This window comes from uncultured Maribacter sp., assembly GCF_947496775.1.
In the GTDB taxonomy this organism is placed as follows: domain Bacteria; phylum Bacteroidota; class Bacteroidia; order Flavobacteriales; family Flavobacteriaceae; genus Maribacter_B.
Genome location: NZ_CANMDU010000008.1, coordinates 107,244 through 123,961 on the forward strand (window position 1 = coordinate 107,244; position 16,718 = coordinate 123,961).

The following is a 16,718-nucleotide window of genomic DNA, read 5'->3' on the forward strand; positions in this document are numbered from 1 at the left end:
CTAAAAGCTGAGCCAAACCTTTTACAAAAATAGGACATATAGCCTTGCAATCAAATAAACATTTTTTACTTTTCTTTTTGCTATTAATCACTAGCATAGATTTCTTGTATGCACAAGAAGACCAAATAGTTACGCTCCCAATAAAAGCAGTAACAGATTCAATAACCGCACCGTTATTTCCACCTCCTATATTAAAAGACAGTACAATAAGGGACTCTACAATTACAGATAGTTTAAATAAAAAGCCCGCTCTTTTATTAGATAAAATAACCTATAAGGCGAAAGATTATGTGAAATTGAGTCAAAAAGACCAAAAAATATATTTATACAATGAAGCCGAAATTCATTATCAGGACACCGAATTGAAAGCTGGTGTCATAATAATGGATTACATAAAAAATGAAGTCTACGCCGGAAGATTAAAAGATTCTTTAGGAAATTATTCTCAAACACCTTTTTTTAAACAAGGAACCAACGAGGTTATCCCTGATTCCATTCGATTTAACTTTGACACCCAAAAGGCGTTAATCTGGAATTCTAGAACAGAACAACAAGCGGCTGCTGGTTCTTTAGGCAGTGATGCCATGAAGGTGTATGCAGATATTACTAAAAAGGAAAATGATTCTGTATATTTTTTAAGTGAAGGAAAACTTACTACTTCTGCAGATACCATTAACCCCGATTATTATATAAGAGTTAGAAAAGCGAAATTTGTTCCTAAGAAAAAGGTAATTGCCGGTTATAGCAACCTATACATTGCAGATGTACCCACACCTGTAGCTCTCCCTTTTGCTTATTTTCCATTAACCGTTGGTAGATCTGCTGGGGTTATGATGCCTACTTTCGGTAGCGACCCAGACACTGGTTATTTTCTACAAGATTTAGGATACTACATACCTATTGGAGAAATTGCCGACCTTACTATAAATGGAAGTTATTATACCAATGGTAGCTATGGCATACGAACACAATCGGTCTACGCAAAAAGGTACAAATACAGAGGAAATGTAAATTTCAGATACGAAAACCAAATAAATAGTCAAAGAGGATTCAGCGATTATAGTAATAGCACTAGTTATAATATCCAAATTTCCCATTCTCAGGACACAAAAGCAAGTCCAAATTCCAGATTTTCGGCTTCTGTAAACCTAGGTAGTAGTAATTATTACCGAAACTCATTACAACAACAAAATTTACCCAACACTCAAAACAATACTCTATCATCTTCTATTTCATACTCCAAAACCTTTCCTGCGTATCCTTCCGTAAATATGAGTTTATCTGCTACACATAGCCAAAACACTAATACGGATGCCGTTAACCTAACATTACCAACCTTACAAGCTAGTATGGAACGTATTTTTCCTTTTGCAAAAAGAGATGGTATAAAAAAAGGTATAATTCAAAATATAAATTTTCAATATGATTTAAATGCGAGAAATAGTGTAGTGACGGATAGCGAAAATTTTTCTCTGGCAGATTCTAAAATCGGAGCAAGACACAAAATTCCAATTAGCACTAATTTTAAAGTAGCTAAATTTTTTAGTGTCAGCCTTGGTGGTAGCTATGAAGATGTATGGACATTGGATACGTTTGACAAAAGGTTTGACTCCACTACGGAAAAAGTGGTAATAGATACGATTCCTGGCTTTGATAGATTTAACAAATATAATTTTAGTGCAAGTGTAGGAACTACAGTATATGGCACTTTTAACTTTGGAGAAGACAAAAAAATACAAGCCATTCGACATGTTATGCGACCATCATTAAGCTACGGCTACGCGCCTTCTTTTGAGCAATTTTATGACGAATTTAATACTGGAAAAACCGACGTAGATGGCAATCCAATTATAGATCAATTTACTCGTTTCGAAGGAACTTTATTTGGAAAACCCAGTTTAGGAAAATCTAACAATTTAAGTTTTTCTTTAGCGAACACATTAGAAGCTAAAGTTACGGACAAGGACTCTATAGCCACCGAAGCTAAAAAAATACCTATCCTCAGCAATTTTAACATCTCCACGGGATACAATTTTGAATCCGACTCCTTAAAAATAAGCCCCTTAAGCGTCAACGGAGGAACTAACATACTTGACAACAAAATGTCTATTAACTTTTCGGCAGGTTTAGACCCATATGCCATTGACAATAACAATAGAAGAATAAACACGTTTAACATTGATAATGGAGGTAGCTTATTTCGCTTAACAAGAGCTAATGTAAATGTTTCTTATTCTATTGACAGCAAGGCATTTGAAAAGAATGATACTGATGAAGAAGAAGAGGAACCAGACCCGTTTGACTACGTAGCTTCAAGTGGCGGGCGAACAGATGATCTTTTTGGACAAGGAGACGATTTCAATAGCCCAAGAAACAGGGAAGACGACGAAAACAAGGGTGAAGATGTAGATAATCCTATTTTTGGCACCAAAATACCTTGGAACTTCCGGTTCGCGTACTCCGCTAGTTATGCTAATACCGCCAGACAAAACGAATTTAGTAGTCACTCATTAATGTTTTCCGGCGATATTGAACTCTCCCCTAGATGGAAAATTGGAGGCTCTTCCGGGTACGATTTTAAAAACCAAGGCTTTACTCTTACCCAATTACGCTTTGAGAGAGATTTAAAAAGTTTTACCATGCGTTTTAACTGGACTCCCTTTGGGCAATACAAAAGATGGTATTTCTTTATTGGTATTAAAAGCTCTATCCTAAAAGACCTTAAGTGGGAAAACAGAAGCCAAAGAGTTAGGTAATATTTAACTTAAAGATTAAAAACCAAATGAAAAAAATAATTAATACAGCAAAAGCTCCTGCTCCTATAGGGCCATACAATCAAGCCGTTCTAAGCGGAAATACACTTTACATTTCTGGTCAAATTCCAATCGATTCTTCTACCGGAAAATTAATAGAGGGAGACATAAAGAAAGAAACCAAGCAATCCATGGAGAACCTGAAAGCAATTCTCGAAGAGGCAGGCATGACTTTTGAAAATGTTGTAAAGTCTTCTATTTTTTTAAATGATATGAATCAATTTTCCCAAGTTAATGAAGTCTACGGCACTTATTTCAACCCAGAAACAGCTCCTGCAAGAGAAACAGTTGAAGTTGCCAATTTACCTAAATTTGTTAATGTAGAAATTTCAATGATAGCAATAAAGTAATATTACTTACATTGTATTTTTATGATGCTCCACAAGACCATCTATAGGTCGCTGACGAATAACACCTACAACTAAATCATTACGCTCCAAAACAGCCGTTAATTCTTCTCTTAAGTAATAAGCAATACTACCTACAAAATTAATAGGAACTTTGGTAGCCAATTCAAATTGCATAACGTAGTTATTTATAAACTGCTGAAATCCTTTATCAATAACTCCTTTACAATACGGGTGGTCTTTATTTTCTATTAAAAAACGAGCAAAAGTAGCTAAATAGGTATTAGGGTTTGGCTGCTTATATAAATTTTCTTTGATAACATCAGCATCTAAATCGTACTCATTATTAAACTTAATAGCCAAATCAGATGGTATCTTATGAAAATAATAATCTCTAATTAATTTACGTCCAAAGAAATTTCCACTACCATCATCCATAGGTATATACCCTAAAGAAGTTACTTTCTGGAATAATTGGTGTCCGTCATAATAGCTACAATTAGAACCTGTTCCCAAAATACATACAATACCCTGCTGACCAAGTTCTGTTGTGGCATAAATAGCAGCATACGTATCTTCTTTAACTACCGCTTTTGCTTTTGGGAAATAATCTTTAAAAATCTCTTTTAAAAATTTTTTCATACGATCCGTTCCACAGCCAGCGCCGTAAAAAAACAAATGCGTAACATTATCTTTGTTTTTAGAAAGTTCAAAATTATTTGCTAATCGGTCTTCAATAACTTCACGAGTTAGAACCTCTGGACTTAATCCTAAAGTCTGGGTAAAAAAAAGTTTCTCTCCTTTTTCTCCTAAGGCAATCCAATCTGATTTAGTAGCTCCGCTATCAACAATTAATATCATAATCTTCAAATTTTAAAAACAATCCTGAAAACAAAGAGTTTCTTTACTTTCAGGATTTAATTATACTATATATAAACTTATAAAGTGTTTACATGTTGCATTAGGTCTACCATTTTATTAGAAAAACCAGCTTCATTATCATACCAAGAAATTAATTTAAAGAACCCAGCATTTAATTCAATACAAGCTCCTGCATCAAATATACTAGTCCTTGCATCTCCGATAAAATCTTGAGAAACAACTGCTTCTTCTGTATATCCTAAAACACCATTTAATTCACCTTCAGAAGCTGTTTTAAATGCCTTTTTAATTTCATCTAAAGAAGTTTCTTTTTTAACTTTCACAGTTAAATCTACTACAGAAACATCCGCAGTTGGAACTCTAAATGCCATACCAGTAAGCTTTCCTTTTAAGGCAGGGATTACTTTAGTTACAGCAACTGCAGCACCTGTTGATGCCGGAATAATATTTAACATTGCACTTCTACCACCTCTCCAATCTTTTCTAGATGGGCCATCTACAGTCATTTGCGTAGCAGTAGTTGCGTGTACTGTTGTCATTAAAGCTTCTTCTATACCAAAGTTATCATTAACAACCTTAGCTAAAGGTGCCAAACAGTTTGTAGTACAAGATGCATTAGAAACGATAGAATCAGAAGCTTTTACATCTTTATGATTAACACCATAAACAAACATCGGAGCGTCTTTAGATGGAGCAGAAATAACCACTTTTTTAGCACCTCCGTCAATATGATATTGTGCTGTTTCTAATGTTGTGAATATACCTGTACATTCAGCAACAGTTTCAGCTCCTACTGCATCCCATTTAATTTGCTTTGGATCTCTTTCAGCAGTAATTCTTACCGTTTTCCCGTTAACTATTAAATTTCCATCTTTGGTCTCAACAGTTCCATCAAACTTTCCGTGAACAGAATCGTACTTTAATAAATATGCTAAGTGCTCTACATCTAATAAATCGTTAATGGCTACTACATCTACATCTCCTCTTTTAACAGTAGTTCTAAAAACCAATCTACCTATTCTACCGAATCCGTTAATTCCTATTTTTAAATTTGACATTTTTATTGCTTTATATTAATTAATTTATATTGTCATTATATCTGAAACTCTTATAAGCTCTTTATCTATTTCTGTATGCCCCTTTATGGCCATTTCTAATGGAGTAAGCGTAAGTTTATTATCTTTTATACCAACCATTAAATTTGTTTTACCTTCGGATAATGCCTCTACCGCTCTTACTCCCATTCTACTGGCCAAAACCCTATCATAACACGAAGGGGAACCGCCGCGTTGCATATGCCCTAGAACAGATACACGCACATCATATACCGGTAAATGCTTCTCTACATATTCTTTAAGTTCAAAAACATTTTTTCCTGTTTTATCTCCTTCCGCAACAATAACGATACTAGAAGATTTCCCTGATTCTTTACTTCTTTTTAAAGACTCTACTAAACGGTCTAATCCTAAATTTTCTTCCGGAATAAGAATTTCCTCTGCTCCTGCACCTACACCAGCATTTAATGCAATATGCCCTACATCTCTTCCCATTACTTCAACAAAGAATAAACGGTTATGAGAACTAGCAGTATCTCTAATCTTATCTATAGCATCTACAACTGTATTTAGAGCCGTATCAAAACCTAAAGTAAATGTAGTTCCGAAAATATCATTATCAATTGTTCCGGGTATTCCTATTACTGGGAAATTATATTCTTGATTAAAAATCATCCCCCCAGTAAAACTGCCATCACCACCAATTACAACAAAGGCATCTATACCCTCCGCTTTTAATTGTTCGTAGGCCATGCTCCTACCCTCTTTGGTCCTAAACTCCATGCATCTGGCACTTTTTAGAATAGTACCTCCTTTATTTATTATGTTATTAACACTACGTGCATCCATAGGTTTAAAATCACCTTCAATCATGCCTTGATATCCACGATAAATACCTACACAATCTATATTGTGATAAGCACAGGTACGAACTACGGAACGTATTGCAGCATTCATTCCTGGAGAATCTCCTCCGGATGTTAGAACGCCTATTTTTTCAATTTTTGTAGTCATTGTCAAGTTGTATGCCAACGAAATTAGCAAACTTAATTCAATAAATTGAGGCTTCTAAGCTTTAATTTTCAACACTATACAACTTCAAACGTTTTCGTATTGAAAATAATTTCCGTTCCTATAAAATAATAGGTTTTGAACACTAAAATTAGTTGGTTATTGGACTCATTTGATCCTTAGAATAGAACCTAAGAAGACTATCTTTTCCCATTACAGAATCTGGAATTGGTTTCTTTTTATTCCTTTTTTGTTTCACTTTATCCTTTCCTAGAATTTTCCGAAAAAGTTCCTTAAAATTATTAAAATCGACCTCATAAGAAAGTCCTGCTCCTTGCGTATACCCTTGATTATCCGCTAAGAACTCTTGAATTTCATTTTGCCTATTAAAAAACTTGGCGCTGAGGGTACCTTCTTCATTTAACAGCAATTGTATTTCTGCATCACCCGCAACCACAGTTTCACTAGAACCACCTACCGGAACACCAAAATTGCCATTAAACAAAACCCTATCACTAATTTTTGTAGATACTGTTACTCCAATTCTATCATCCGTTTCTATATCTGCACTCCTATCTATTATCCCTTGTTCATAAGACAATCCTAAATTAAATTTATCATTATCTCCCCCTAACATTTGATTTAAAATTCCAGAAGCCGATTGCAATAAATTTCCTGTTACAGCTTGTTGATTAATTCCCGATTGCTCATTAACGAAAGAACCTTGAGCCAGTAAAAACAAAGCATTTTTCTCTTCTATAGTGGGATCTTGTAACCTATACTCTAATTCTGACTGAATTATAGAATTTGTCCCTGGAAATTCTATTTCAAAATCTATATTAGGGCTTTGTAATTCTTCGGTTAACTTAATAACCACATCTGTTGGTATTCTTCTAGTAGAAGAGCCGGCATTATCTAACAAAGGAGCTGGGTTAGCAGTTAAAGAATAAACTGCTTGCATATTTAACTCTGCCGCCAATGGATCTCTCTCCCAAACAATAGTACCTCCAGGCTTTACTGTAAATGTTTTATCTATAACACCTCCAAATTTATGATGATATTGCCCAGTAACAACAACAAAATCTCCATACATCTCGAACTTACCACGGGTATTAATCTGCATTAATATAGTCCCTACTCCGGTTCCTTTTAAGGAACTTTTAGTTTTCTGATCTGTAACTATTTCTACTTCAGCATCCGGAGTAACATCTAAATCAAACTTTAACTCTAATCCTTGATAATCCTTAAGAACTCTTCCTTCGTCAATATTCTTAACCCTATTTTTTTCTACAAATGTTATAAAAGAATAATCCCCTACACTAGCAACATCACTCAATGGTATTTTTAAAGAAGTACCCTCTGCTGTTGTTCCAAGAACATCTATATTTAGAGCTGTAGTTGGCCCATAAATTCTTCCTGTTCCGTTTAAAAACCCCGTTCCATAAAACAATTGCTCCTCATCAAACTCTGTGTTTAAAATCAGAAAACGGTCATCGTTAGTATCCACATCTAAATTTAACACCCAACTATCAAAATACTTATGCGAAATTGTACCATCAATATTTGCATGCGTTTTTTTATCTACATCGGTTAGGTAGATATTCTCAAAATTAAACGTTTGCTCATATAATCGAACCTTAGAATCAGGGGCAAAATCATAATCTACATTTAAATAAGGGATACTTATTCCGGAATTATCCAAAGACAACAATCCATTTATTTCAGGATTATTAACCGGTCCTGTTAATCTTGCACTACCACTTAAATTACCCCGTATGTTCCCAATAACATTCTGCCCTAGCGGACTAAAAGGGTGCAATTTAAAATCACTAAAATTAACTAGTAAATTAGCTTGTGGAGTTCCTCCGGTATTTAACACATTACCAACAACTCCCAATTTCTCTATACCATTTTCTGTTATTTGAGAGTTAACCACAAAATCTGTTAAATCTCTATTCCCAATTATCCCGAGCGTTAAATCTCCCAAAGGAATTTTATTGATACCAAAGTTCGCTATTTGAAGATTAGAAGAAGGCAAATAAATGTTATCTTTTTGCAATATATTTAAAATTCCATTTACCTCGCCTTGTAACTTAAGGCTATCAATAGCTGGGGTAATTTTATCTAAAGAAACCAGATTAAATTGTAATTCTAAATCTTTATACGTAGAATCTGCCAACTGCCCCTTTAAACGAATTTGCTCTTGCTTACTATTATTCATTACAATTTCTTTAATTGTAATGCTATCTAAAGTCCTATTAAGAATTACTTTATTGTTTGCATCATCTGCCTTATTAAGAATCCATTTATTTCCTTTAAAACTAATATCTGATGTTTTTAAACCAATTACGGATTTATTGTTTTTATTAAAAGTATGATAAAAGTTTAAATTATAACTATCGTCATAAGCACTGCCCCCTTTAAACTCTGCTCTAAAAAACAAAGTGTCTTTAAGAGTTGTATTTATTAAATTAAAATCCTTTACGTCATAATAAGGTGTAGATAAATCTCCAACAGAAACGAAAGTATTAAATAACGGATTTTTGTTGTCAATTTTTAAATCTATATTATCCGCCTCATTACCATAAGCAGCTATGCTAGGCGATTTAAAGTTTAACTTTAAATCGCCATCATCTGCATTGATATTTCCTTTTATAAAGGTATTGGGGTCAAATTTTACTTCCGGAAAAAACACATCTACAATCTTATTATATATTTTAAAATTGAAAGATAATTTTTGCCCCTTAGATATTTTAAAAGGCCTATAATTGGTATAAATACTTCCCAAAGAATTTTGTACTACCCTCCCTAATTCTTTTACCTTAAAGTTACCTTTTAAATACCCTGTTATAATATCTGGAGAATTTATTGCTATGGTTCGTATGCTATCATTTTCAAATGAGGATGATATCTTGAAATCTTCAAAATAATAAGTAAAATTTTTATTCTGGAAATTAGTTTTAGTGAATTTTATATCACCAACTATTTTATCTAATGAATTACCTGTAATATCCATATTAATATTACCCTTAAATATAGATATACTATCATTAATAAAGTGTAGTTTTTTAAGATTGGCATACCCTACAGATGCCCTAAAATTAAAATTATTACGTCCTTCTTCAAAATCAGCTAATCCTTTAAAATTAAATTTTAAATTCTCATCATTACTTACCAAAGAACCATCAAATAATTGCTCTTTTAAAACTCCAGATACTTTTAAATCTTTATAAATGTAATTATTAAACTCTATGGAATACACGTCTCCTATTACCTCTGTATTTAAATGCTCTCGCACAAAGCCTTTTCCTTCAATATTAAAATCTAAAGTTGTTTTTCCTAAAGATTTCTTCTCTGCAAAACTCCCTAAATCAAAATCTATTAAAGACACGAATCCGGTATATGTTGCATTATCAATATTGTTAATATTTGATAAAACCACATCTGCATAACTACTACCAATATCTGTATTTAAATTTATTTTTGCTTCAATTGCGGATTTCGTTACAACTGTATTTCCTCTAACCGTAAATTGTCCTAGTTTCTGAAAAGAGGATGGCAATGATTTACCAAGAATCCTTGGCATTAATGCACGCATCTCATAGTAACTAGAGGTTACATTCTTCATTTTAGCGGACATCTTAAAAGGTTCTTTTCTAGAAAAGAGATTCTTAAAATTAAAATCCCCTCGAATTCCTGTATTATTTGTATTAAGGAATAATTTTTCGGTATTTAAATCGTTTAAAACGCCATTTATATTAGATGAAAAAGAAACTGTTTTCCCGCTTCCAAATTCATTATATAAATTATTAATTTCATCTAAAGAAACTATAGACTCTGTAAAAACAGCTTCTACATTTACTTTGTTTAAAAAATCTTTAAAATCTTTTCTTTCGTAATTAAAAATTAATTCGCCTAATAAATTTGATTCCTCCGTTTTTAGAAGCAGAGAATCAAATCGCATTTGCTTTTTGGTATATAAAAAATTGGTTTTAAGATCCGATACATTAATTCCTCTTTGACTATTAAAAGACATCTTATTAATGGCTGTAGAAACCTCTGGTCCCAAAATTTTAAAACCCGAAGAGCCTATATTGAGATTCTGAAAATCCAATATTTTCTCTTTTTCAAAATTTTCATCAATTAATCTAAAAATACTATTCTCTATATTAACATCGGAAGAAGACAAAAAGAATGGTGGCGAGTTCGGATCTCTTGGTTTTTTATTATCTAACTTTTGGATAAAAACATCTAAATTAGTTTCCTTATTTCCTTTATACGTTTTTAATTTAAAATTTAGTTGTTCAATAGAAATCGCACCAAATTCTAATTTACCATCAAGGAGATTTTTTACACTTAAAATAGAAGTGTTCAAATCATTCACATAAAACAATGTGTCCTTTTTATAATCCTCTACGAAAACACCATTTAAATGTACTTTCCCTGATATTAAAGATATTTTTAAACGATCTACATTAATACTTGTGCCATATTTAGTATTGATCTCATTTGTAGCATATTCAGCAAATCTTGTTTGTACAATAGGTAAAGATAAAATTATAGTGCCCAAAACAACTATTAGCAATATCGCCAAAATTGTTCTTATCAGTATTTTTCTTAATTTTTTGATAGAGCTTTATGTTTTACCTTTGTCTTTCAATTTTTATTCCAAACCAAGTGGAAAATAAAACTATTTACATTTTAGCTATAGAATCTTCTTGTGATGATACTTCGGCTGCTGTTTTATGCAATGACAAAGTACTAAGTAATATAGTTGCAACCCAACAAATCCATAAAGAATATGGTGGTGTTGTTCCTGAATTAGCTTCCCGAGCGCACCAACAAAATATTGTTCCCGTTGTTCACCAAGCCTTAGCTAAAGCAAATATCGATAAAAAAGAATTATCTGCCATAGCTTTTACAAGAGGTCCTGGATTAATGGGATCTTTATTAGTTGGTACCTCATTTGCCAAATCTCTTTCTCTTGGGCTACAAATACCTCTTATTGAAGTAAACCATATGCAAGCGCATTTATTAGCTCATTTTATAAAGGATGATTTATCTACAAAACCAACTTTTCCATTTATTGGGTTAACTATTAGTGGCGGTCACACGCAAATAGTACTCATTAAAAATTATTTTAAAATGGAAATTCTTGGGCAGACACTTGACGACGCTGTTGGAGAAGCTTTTGATAAAAGTGCTAAAATTTTAGGATTACCTTATCCTGGAGGACCTTTGATAGATAAATATGCTAAGGATGGCAATCCAAAAAAGTTTAGTTTTCCAATTCCTAAAGTTGGAGAATTAGACTTTAGTTTTAGCGGACTTAAAACAAGTATTTTATATTTTATTCAAAGAGAAGTACAAAAAGATGCAGATTTTGTTTCCAAAAACTTAAGTGATATTTGCGCCTCTATTCAATATACCATTGTAAAAATTTTAATGCTAAAACTAAATAATGCTGTTAAAAAGACAGGTATAAAACAAATAGCAATTGGCGGTGGTGTTTCTGCTAACTCAGGTATTAGAAAAGCTCTTAAAAATAGAGAGCATAGTCATAATTGGGAAACATATATTCCAAAATTTGAATATTGCACGGATAATGCTGCAATGATCGGAATTGTAGGATATTTAAAATACAAAGAAGAATTATTTTCTAAGCAAAACATTACAGCAAAAGCAAGGTATCATATTTAGCATTACTTTAATTCTATTATTCTTTTTTTCTATCTTAAAGAAATTATTTAAAATAAAACAATGTCCTATCCAGAAGAATTAGAATCTAGAATAGATTGGGCTATTACCATTTTTCCGAAAAACATTAAAGACAACTTTTCCAAAAAAAGAATGTTTGGTGGCTTAGCCTACCTCTTTAAAGGTAAAATGACTATAGGAGTTATTAAAAATGATTTAATGGTTAGAATCTTACCTAAGGATATAGATATACATTTAAAAAAAGATTTTGTACGACCAATGGATTTTACAAAAAGACCTATGAAAGAATTTGTTTATGTAGCTCAAGATGGGTGTAAAACAGAAGAACAATTACAAAATTGGCTGGAACTAGGACTTGAGCATGCCCAAAGTAAACTCAAAAGTTTATAATTTTACAAAAAATACAGAATGCAACTTTTTTACAATCCAAACCTAAGCGAAAAAACGTCTGAATTTACCTTTAGCGAAGAGGAAAGCAAACATATTGTACGAGTTCTTCGCAAAAAAGAACTAGACACATTATCCATTACAAATGGTAAAGGTTTATTATTCACGGCAGAAATTACTCTAGCCAATGCAAAACGTTGTAAAGCCAAAGTAATTGCTCTGGAGAAAAAGCATAAGAAAAAAAATTGGTTACATATTGCTGTTGCTCCCACCAAAAATAACGATCGTTACGAATGGTTTTTAGAAAAAGCTACAGAAATTGGTGTAGATGAAATTACCCCTATTATTTGTGACCACTCTGAAAGGAAAATCATTAAACAAGAACGACTAGAAAAGGTTATACAATCTGCAATGAAACAATCTTTGCAGTGTTATTTACCAAAATTTAACTCCGTTATAAGCTATAAAGATTTCATAAAAAAAGAACATCAAGGGCTATTATTCATAGCACATTGCGAAAAAGCAGAAAAAGTAGAACTTAAAAGAAGAGCTGCAGCAGATAAAGATATTACTATATTAATTGGCCCTGAAGGAGACTTTAGTGCTACAGAAATTAAAAAGGCTTATAATAGCAATTTTCTTCCTGTTTCCTTGGGAGAAAATAGGTTAAGAACAGAAACTGCAGCACTTGTTGCATGCACTACAGTTGCTATGATTAATCAATAAATCACCTTGCAAGAGCCTGTTGTACAGCTCCTGTAATATCAAAAACTTTATTTTCTACAAGAAGTATTAAACTTAAAGAATCTTTTATACTTACTTCTTTAGGTATAACTATTTCTTGAATTCCGGTATTTTTATGTAAATCTAAAGTTTCCTCAGCTACTACAATATTAGAATTCTTTAAAGTTCTGCTCTTATTCTCCCCTCTTGTAACCAAAGTTACTTTTTCATCTAAAACAAGAACACTTCTTATAGCTTTCTCTTTTATGCCTCCAGAAATAGTATAGTTAAACTTTAACTTGTTGTCATTTACAACAAGCTCGTTTATTTCAATTTTATTTGATGACCTTTTCTTTTTGCACTCTTCTATAGTATTAAACATCTTATATTTAGAAGATCCAACAAAATGAGTTTTGCCATTAACCACAACTTCTGGCGTATAATTTCCTCTATACTTAAACTTAGAATTATACATACTTTGCTTTTCTTTATAAGCTTTCTTACTAAAAGGATCTTTCCAACCTAAATAGTTCCAATAATCTACATGGTAAGACATTACGTAAAAATTCTTCTGGTTAGAATTTTTAATTTCATCTAACAAAACATCCGCAGCAGGACAACTAGAGCAACCTTGCGATGTAAATAATTCTAAAACAACAATAGGCTCGTAATCTGTTTCAACATAAATATTTTTAGTTTCATAGCAAGACTCTTGTGTAACAAAGGCCATAAAACCAAGACTTATTACAATAATTAATAGAACTATAATTTTTTTAAGCATCATAATTATTACATTTGATTTATATAATTGTACGAGTCTCCATGAAACAACTTACAGCCGAGCTATTAATTTTAACTTTTCTTATGACTATTATTTGCTCTGGTCAAGAAATAGCAGTACTAAAATATAATGGTGGTGGCGATTGGTATGCAAACCCTACTGCATTGCCTAATTTAATAACATTTTGCAACGCCAACATAAATACTACAATCAAAGCAAAACCAAAAACTGTGGAGGTTGGCAGTGCTGCTATTTTTCAATACCCTTTTATACACATGACTGGACACGGGAATGTCGTTTTTTCAGCTGATGAAGCCGAAAATTTAAGAAATTATGTATTATCCGGTGGCTTTTTACATATTGATGATAATTATGGCATGGAACCTTATTTACGAAAAGAATTATCTAAAGTTTTTCCTGATAAGCAACTAGAAGAAATTGGTAACGAGCACGAAATTTTTAGGGATAAATATGCATTCCCTGACGGCTTACCAAAAATCCATGAGCATGATAATAAAAGACCGCAAGCTCTAGGCCTTTTCCACGAAGGAAAACTTGTTCTTTTGTTTACATATGAATCTGACTTAGGGGATGGCTGGGAAGATTCATCAGTACATAATGACCCGCTAGTAGTAAGAGAAAAAGCACTTAAAATGGGAGCAAATATTGTAAATTACGCATTTAAACATTAGTAAAATGACTTCTAAGACAATCTCTAATGGAATTTTAAGAGCGGTTGGTATTTTCACCGCTATACTATTAGTGTTATATTTTTTATATAAAATTCAATCTGTTTTAGCTTATTTAGCTATTGCTGCTGTCATTGCCCTAATAGGCAGACCTATTGTTTTATTCTTAAGGCGAAAACTAAAATTCCCGAACACTATTGCAGTTATTACATCTATGCTTGTTATGGTTGGAATATTAGCAGGAATAATAGCCTTGTTTGTTCCCTTAATATCAGAACAAGGAAAAAATCTTTCCCTGTTAAATATTGAAGACTTACAAAATAATTTAAATATTTTATATAAAGAGATAACTACCTATTTAGGATTATCTACGGTCGCAGTAAATGAAGTTTTGCAGGAAGCGCATATTGAAAAAAACATTTTAAGCGGTCTTAATATTGGATTTATCCCTAATTTTCTTAACTCATTTTTAAATATCCTTAGCTCTGCAAGTATAGGGTTATTCTCTGTTCTTTTTATTTCTTTTTTCTTTTTAAAGGATAGTAAGTTATTTCAAAATGGCCTCCTAATGTTTGTACCGAACTCAAAGGAAAAAGGCACCGTAAATTCCATTGATAAAATCAATAATTTATTATCCAGATACTTTCTAGGTTTACTTTTACAAATATTTATTTTATTCGTAATCTACACTATTGTATTACTAATAGTTGGTATAGAAAATGCTATAGTCATTGCTTTTCTATGTGCATTATTTAATGTTATTCCGTATGTAGGCCCTATCATTGGAGGGGTACTTATGGTAATACTTACTATGACCAGTAATTTAGGCGCAGATTTTAGCACCGTAATTTTACCTAAGGCGGGCTACGTGTTAATTGGCTTGGCAATAGGGCAACTGGTGGATAATTTCTTTTCACAACCCTTCATTTTTTCTAACAGTGTAAAATCGCACCCTCTAGAAATATTCTTAGTTATTATTATAGCCGGACTACTTTTTGGAGTAGTAGGAATGATTGTTGCTGTACCGGGATATACAGCTATAAAAGTTATTTTAAAGGAATTTTTATCCGAAAACAAGCTTGTAAAATCTTTAACACAAAATTTATAGATCAACTTTGAATAAAGACCTATTACATACTGGTGTTCAAGAATTTATAAAGAAAAATATAAACACAGAAATCACCTCTATACTATTAAAAAAATCAACATTCCCCAATGTTTCTCCAAAAGAGTTAGCTGAGCAAATTGAAGCCAAGAAAAAGTGTAAAACTAAACTCCCCAAATGGTACGAAACATCTAAAATATATTACCCCAACAAACTAAACATAGAGCAAACCTCATCTGAAAAAACTGCAGAATACAAAACTTCAATCCTAACCGGTACATCTGTAATAGATATTACCGGCGGGTTCGGTATAGACTGCTATTATTTTAGTAGTAAAATGAAGACAGTTTTTCATTGCGAAATCAACAAACAACTATCTAGTATTGCATCTTATAATTTAAATATTCTTAATGCAAAAAACATTAAAACAATACCTTTAGATGGTATTGAATATTTAAAAAATAAGGCCTCTAATTTCGATTGGATTTATATAGACCCTTCTCGAAGAAACGATAGTAAAGGAAAAGTTTTTATGCTATCCGATTGTCTTCCTGATGTTCCTCTCCATCTAGATTTCTTTTTCAGAAAATCCAAAAACATATTAATTAAAACTTCTCCGCTATTAGATTTTTCCATAGGAATATCTGAATTAAAAAATGTCAAAGAAATTCACGTTGTAGCTTTAGAAAATGAAGTAAAAGAACTCCTATGGGTTTTAGAAAAAAATTATTCGGGAAATATTTCTGTAATAGCAGTAAATATTTCAAAAAAGAAGCAAGATTTATTTAGCTATATTTTAGAAGAAGAAAAGGAAAATAAAGCTAAATTTTCATTACCCTTGAAATATCTTTACGAGCCCAATGCTTCAATATTAAAATCCGGTGCTTTTAAAACTTTAAGTAAACAACTTGATCTTTCTAAGCTTCATACAAATACACACTTATATACACATACAACACTCCTAAATTTCCCGGGAAGAATATTTAATATTGACAGTATTATTCCTTATAATAAACGGGCAATAAAAAAACTGGGCATAAAAAAAGCAAACATAACCATTAGAAACTTCCCTGAAAATGTTGCTGACATTCGTAAAAAACATAAAATAAAAGAAGGGGGTTCTATTTACCTATTCTTTATTAGGAACCTAGAGGACGCATTAACTGTATTACTATGTTCTAAGGTCGCAAGTCTTAAAAATTAGACA

The 16,718-nt window shown here is 32.1% G+C and carries 13 protein-coding genes; 8 read left to right on the plus strand and 5 right to left on the minus strand.

All coding sequences use genetic code 11. The features are described from left to right. Window positions 1–44 precede the first annotated feature (44 nt). Window positions 45–2,756, plus strand: a complete 2,712-nt coding sequence (locus Q0856_RS13295; RefSeq protein ID WP_298505799.1) for a putative LPS assembly protein LptD — start codon at window positions 45–47, stop codon at window positions 2,754–2,756. Window positions 2,757–2,782: 26 nt separating this feature from the next. Beyond that, window positions 2,783–3,163 carry a RidA family protein gene (locus Q0856_RS13300; RefSeq protein ID WP_298505801.1) on the plus strand — a complete coding sequence of 127 codons (381 nt, stop codon included), beginning with the start codon at window positions 2,783–2,785 and terminating at the stop codon, window positions 3,161–3,163. A 6-nt stretch (window positions 3,164–3,169) separates the two neighbouring features. Here the strand turns inward: Q0856_RS13300 and Q0856_RS13305 are convergent, their stop codons facing one another. The 4 genes from Q0856_RS13305 to Q0856_RS13320 form a co-directional block, all read right to left on the minus strand. Further along, window positions 3,170–4,021, minus strand: a complete 852-nt coding sequence (locus Q0856_RS13305) for an N-acetylglucosamine kinase (RefSeq protein ID WP_298480548.1) — start codon at window positions 4,019–4,021, stop codon at window positions 3,170–3,172. A 77-nt stretch (window positions 4,022–4,098) separates the two neighbouring features. Continuing rightward, on the minus strand, window positions 4,099–5,100 hold the full coding sequence (gap, locus tag Q0856_RS13310; protein WP_298505804.1) for a type I glyceraldehyde-3-phosphate dehydrogenase: 1,002 nt from the start codon (window positions 5,098–5,100) through the stop codon (window positions 4,099–4,101). 24 nt (window positions 5,101–5,124) lie between these two features. Beyond that, complete coding sequence (pfkA, locus tag Q0856_RS13315) at window positions 5,125–6,111, minus strand: 6-phosphofructokinase (protein ID WP_298480543.1); 987 nt, start codon at window positions 6,109–6,111, stop codon at window positions 5,125–5,127. A gap of 148 nt (window positions 6,112–6,259) precedes the next feature. Next, the gene (locus tag Q0856_RS13320; RefSeq protein WP_298505807.1) at window positions 6,260–10,678 is read right to left on the minus strand and encodes a translocation/assembly module TamB domain-containing protein; all 4,419 of its coding nucleotides are present in this window, start codon (window positions 10,676–10,678) and stop codon (window positions 6,260–6,262) included. Window positions 10,679–10,785: 107 nt separating this feature from the next. On the opposite strand from Q0856_RS13320, the gene tsaD reads away from it, so the two are divergent. From tsaD to Q0856_RS13335, 3 genes are read left to right on the plus strand one after another with little or no spacing between them, the layout of a single operon-like run. Further along, a complete protein-coding gene (tsaD, locus tag Q0856_RS13325) occupies window positions 10,786–11,808 on the plus strand; it encodes a tRNA (adenosine(37)-N6)-threonylcarbamoyltransferase complex transferase subunit TsaD (RefSeq protein ID WP_298480537.1) in 1,023 nt (340 codons plus the stop codon). 60 nt (window positions 11,809–11,868) lie between these two features. Further along, entirely contained in the window at window positions 11,869–12,216 is a 348-nt protein-coding gene (locus tag Q0856_RS13330; RefSeq protein WP_298505810.1) for a TfoX/Sxy family protein, read from the plus strand. An 18-nt stretch (window positions 12,217–12,234) separates the two neighbouring features. Continuing rightward, entirely contained in the window at window positions 12,235–12,939 is a 705-nt protein-coding gene (locus tag Q0856_RS13335; protein WP_298505812.1) for a 16S rRNA (uracil(1498)-N(3))-methyltransferase, read from the plus strand. A 1-nt stretch (window position 12,940) separates the two neighbouring features. Here the strand turns inward: Q0856_RS13335 and Q0856_RS13340 are convergent, their stop codons facing one another. Then, window positions 12,941–13,720: a DUF1223 domain-containing protein gene (locus Q0856_RS13340; protein WP_298505815.1), complete on the minus strand. Its 780-nt coding sequence runs from the start codon at window positions 13,718–13,720 to the stop codon at window positions 12,941–12,943. 38 nt (window positions 13,721–13,758) lie between these two features. Between Q0856_RS13340 and Q0856_RS13345 the strand changes: the two genes are divergently transcribed. From Q0856_RS13345 to Q0856_RS13355, 3 genes are read left to right on the plus strand one after another with little or no spacing between them, the layout of a single operon-like run. Further along, window positions 13,759–14,409 carry a DUF4159 domain-containing protein gene (locus Q0856_RS13345; RefSeq protein WP_298505818.1) on the plus strand — a complete coding sequence of 217 codons (651 nt, stop codon included), beginning with the start codon at window positions 13,759–13,761 and terminating at the stop codon, window positions 14,407–14,409. 4 nt (window positions 14,410–14,413) lie between these two features. Next, window positions 14,414–15,514, plus strand: coding sequence for an AI-2E family transporter (locus tag Q0856_RS13350; RefSeq protein WP_298505821.1), 1,101 nt, complete (start codon window positions 14,414–14,416; stop codon window positions 15,512–15,514). Between the two features lie 7 nt (window positions 15,515–15,521). Then, window positions 15,522–16,715, plus strand: coding sequence for a class I SAM-dependent methyltransferase (locus Q0856_RS13355; RefSeq protein ID WP_298505823.1), 1,194 nt, complete (start codon window positions 15,522–15,524; stop codon window positions 16,713–16,715). The last annotated feature ends 3 nt before the right edge of the window (window positions 16,716–16,718 follow it).

What these genes read in the sequence shown, in the direction of transcription:
- Q0856_RS13300 (WP_298505801.1), top strand. Translation starts at nt 2,783, where the DNA reads ATGAAAAAAATAATTAATACAGCAAAAGCTCCTGCTCCTATAGGGCCA.
- Q0856_RS13305 (WP_298480548.1), bottom strand. Translation starts at nt 4,021, where the DNA reads ATGATATTAATTGTTGATAGCGGAGCTACTAAATCAGATTGGATTGCC.
- gap (WP_298505804.1), bottom strand. Translation starts at nt 5,100, where the DNA reads ATGTCAAATTTAAAAATAGGAATTAACGGATTCGGTAGAATAGGTAGA.
- pfkA (WP_298480543.1), bottom strand. Translation starts at nt 6,111, where the DNA reads ATGACTACAAAAATTGAAAAAATAGGCGTTCTAACATCCGGAGGAGAT.
- Q0856_RS13330 (WP_298505810.1), top strand. Translation starts at nt 11,869, where the DNA reads ATGTCCTATCCAGAAGAATTAGAATCTAGAATAGATTGGGCTATTACC.
- Q0856_RS13335 (WP_298505812.1), top strand. Translation starts at nt 12,235, where the DNA reads ATGCAACTTTTTTACAATCCAAACCTAAGCGAAAAAACGTCTGAATTT.
- Q0856_RS13340 (WP_298505815.1), bottom strand. Translation starts at nt 13,720, where the DNA reads ATGATGCTTAAAAAAATTATAGTTCTATTAATTATTGTAATAAGTCTT.
- Q0856_RS13345 (WP_298505818.1), top strand. Translation starts at nt 13,759, where the DNA reads ATGAAACAACTTACAGCCGAGCTATTAATTTTAACTTTTCTTATGACT.
- Q0856_RS13350 (WP_298505821.1), top strand. Translation starts at nt 14,414, where the DNA reads ATGACTTCTAAGACAATCTCTAATGGAATTTTAAGAGCGGTTGGTATT.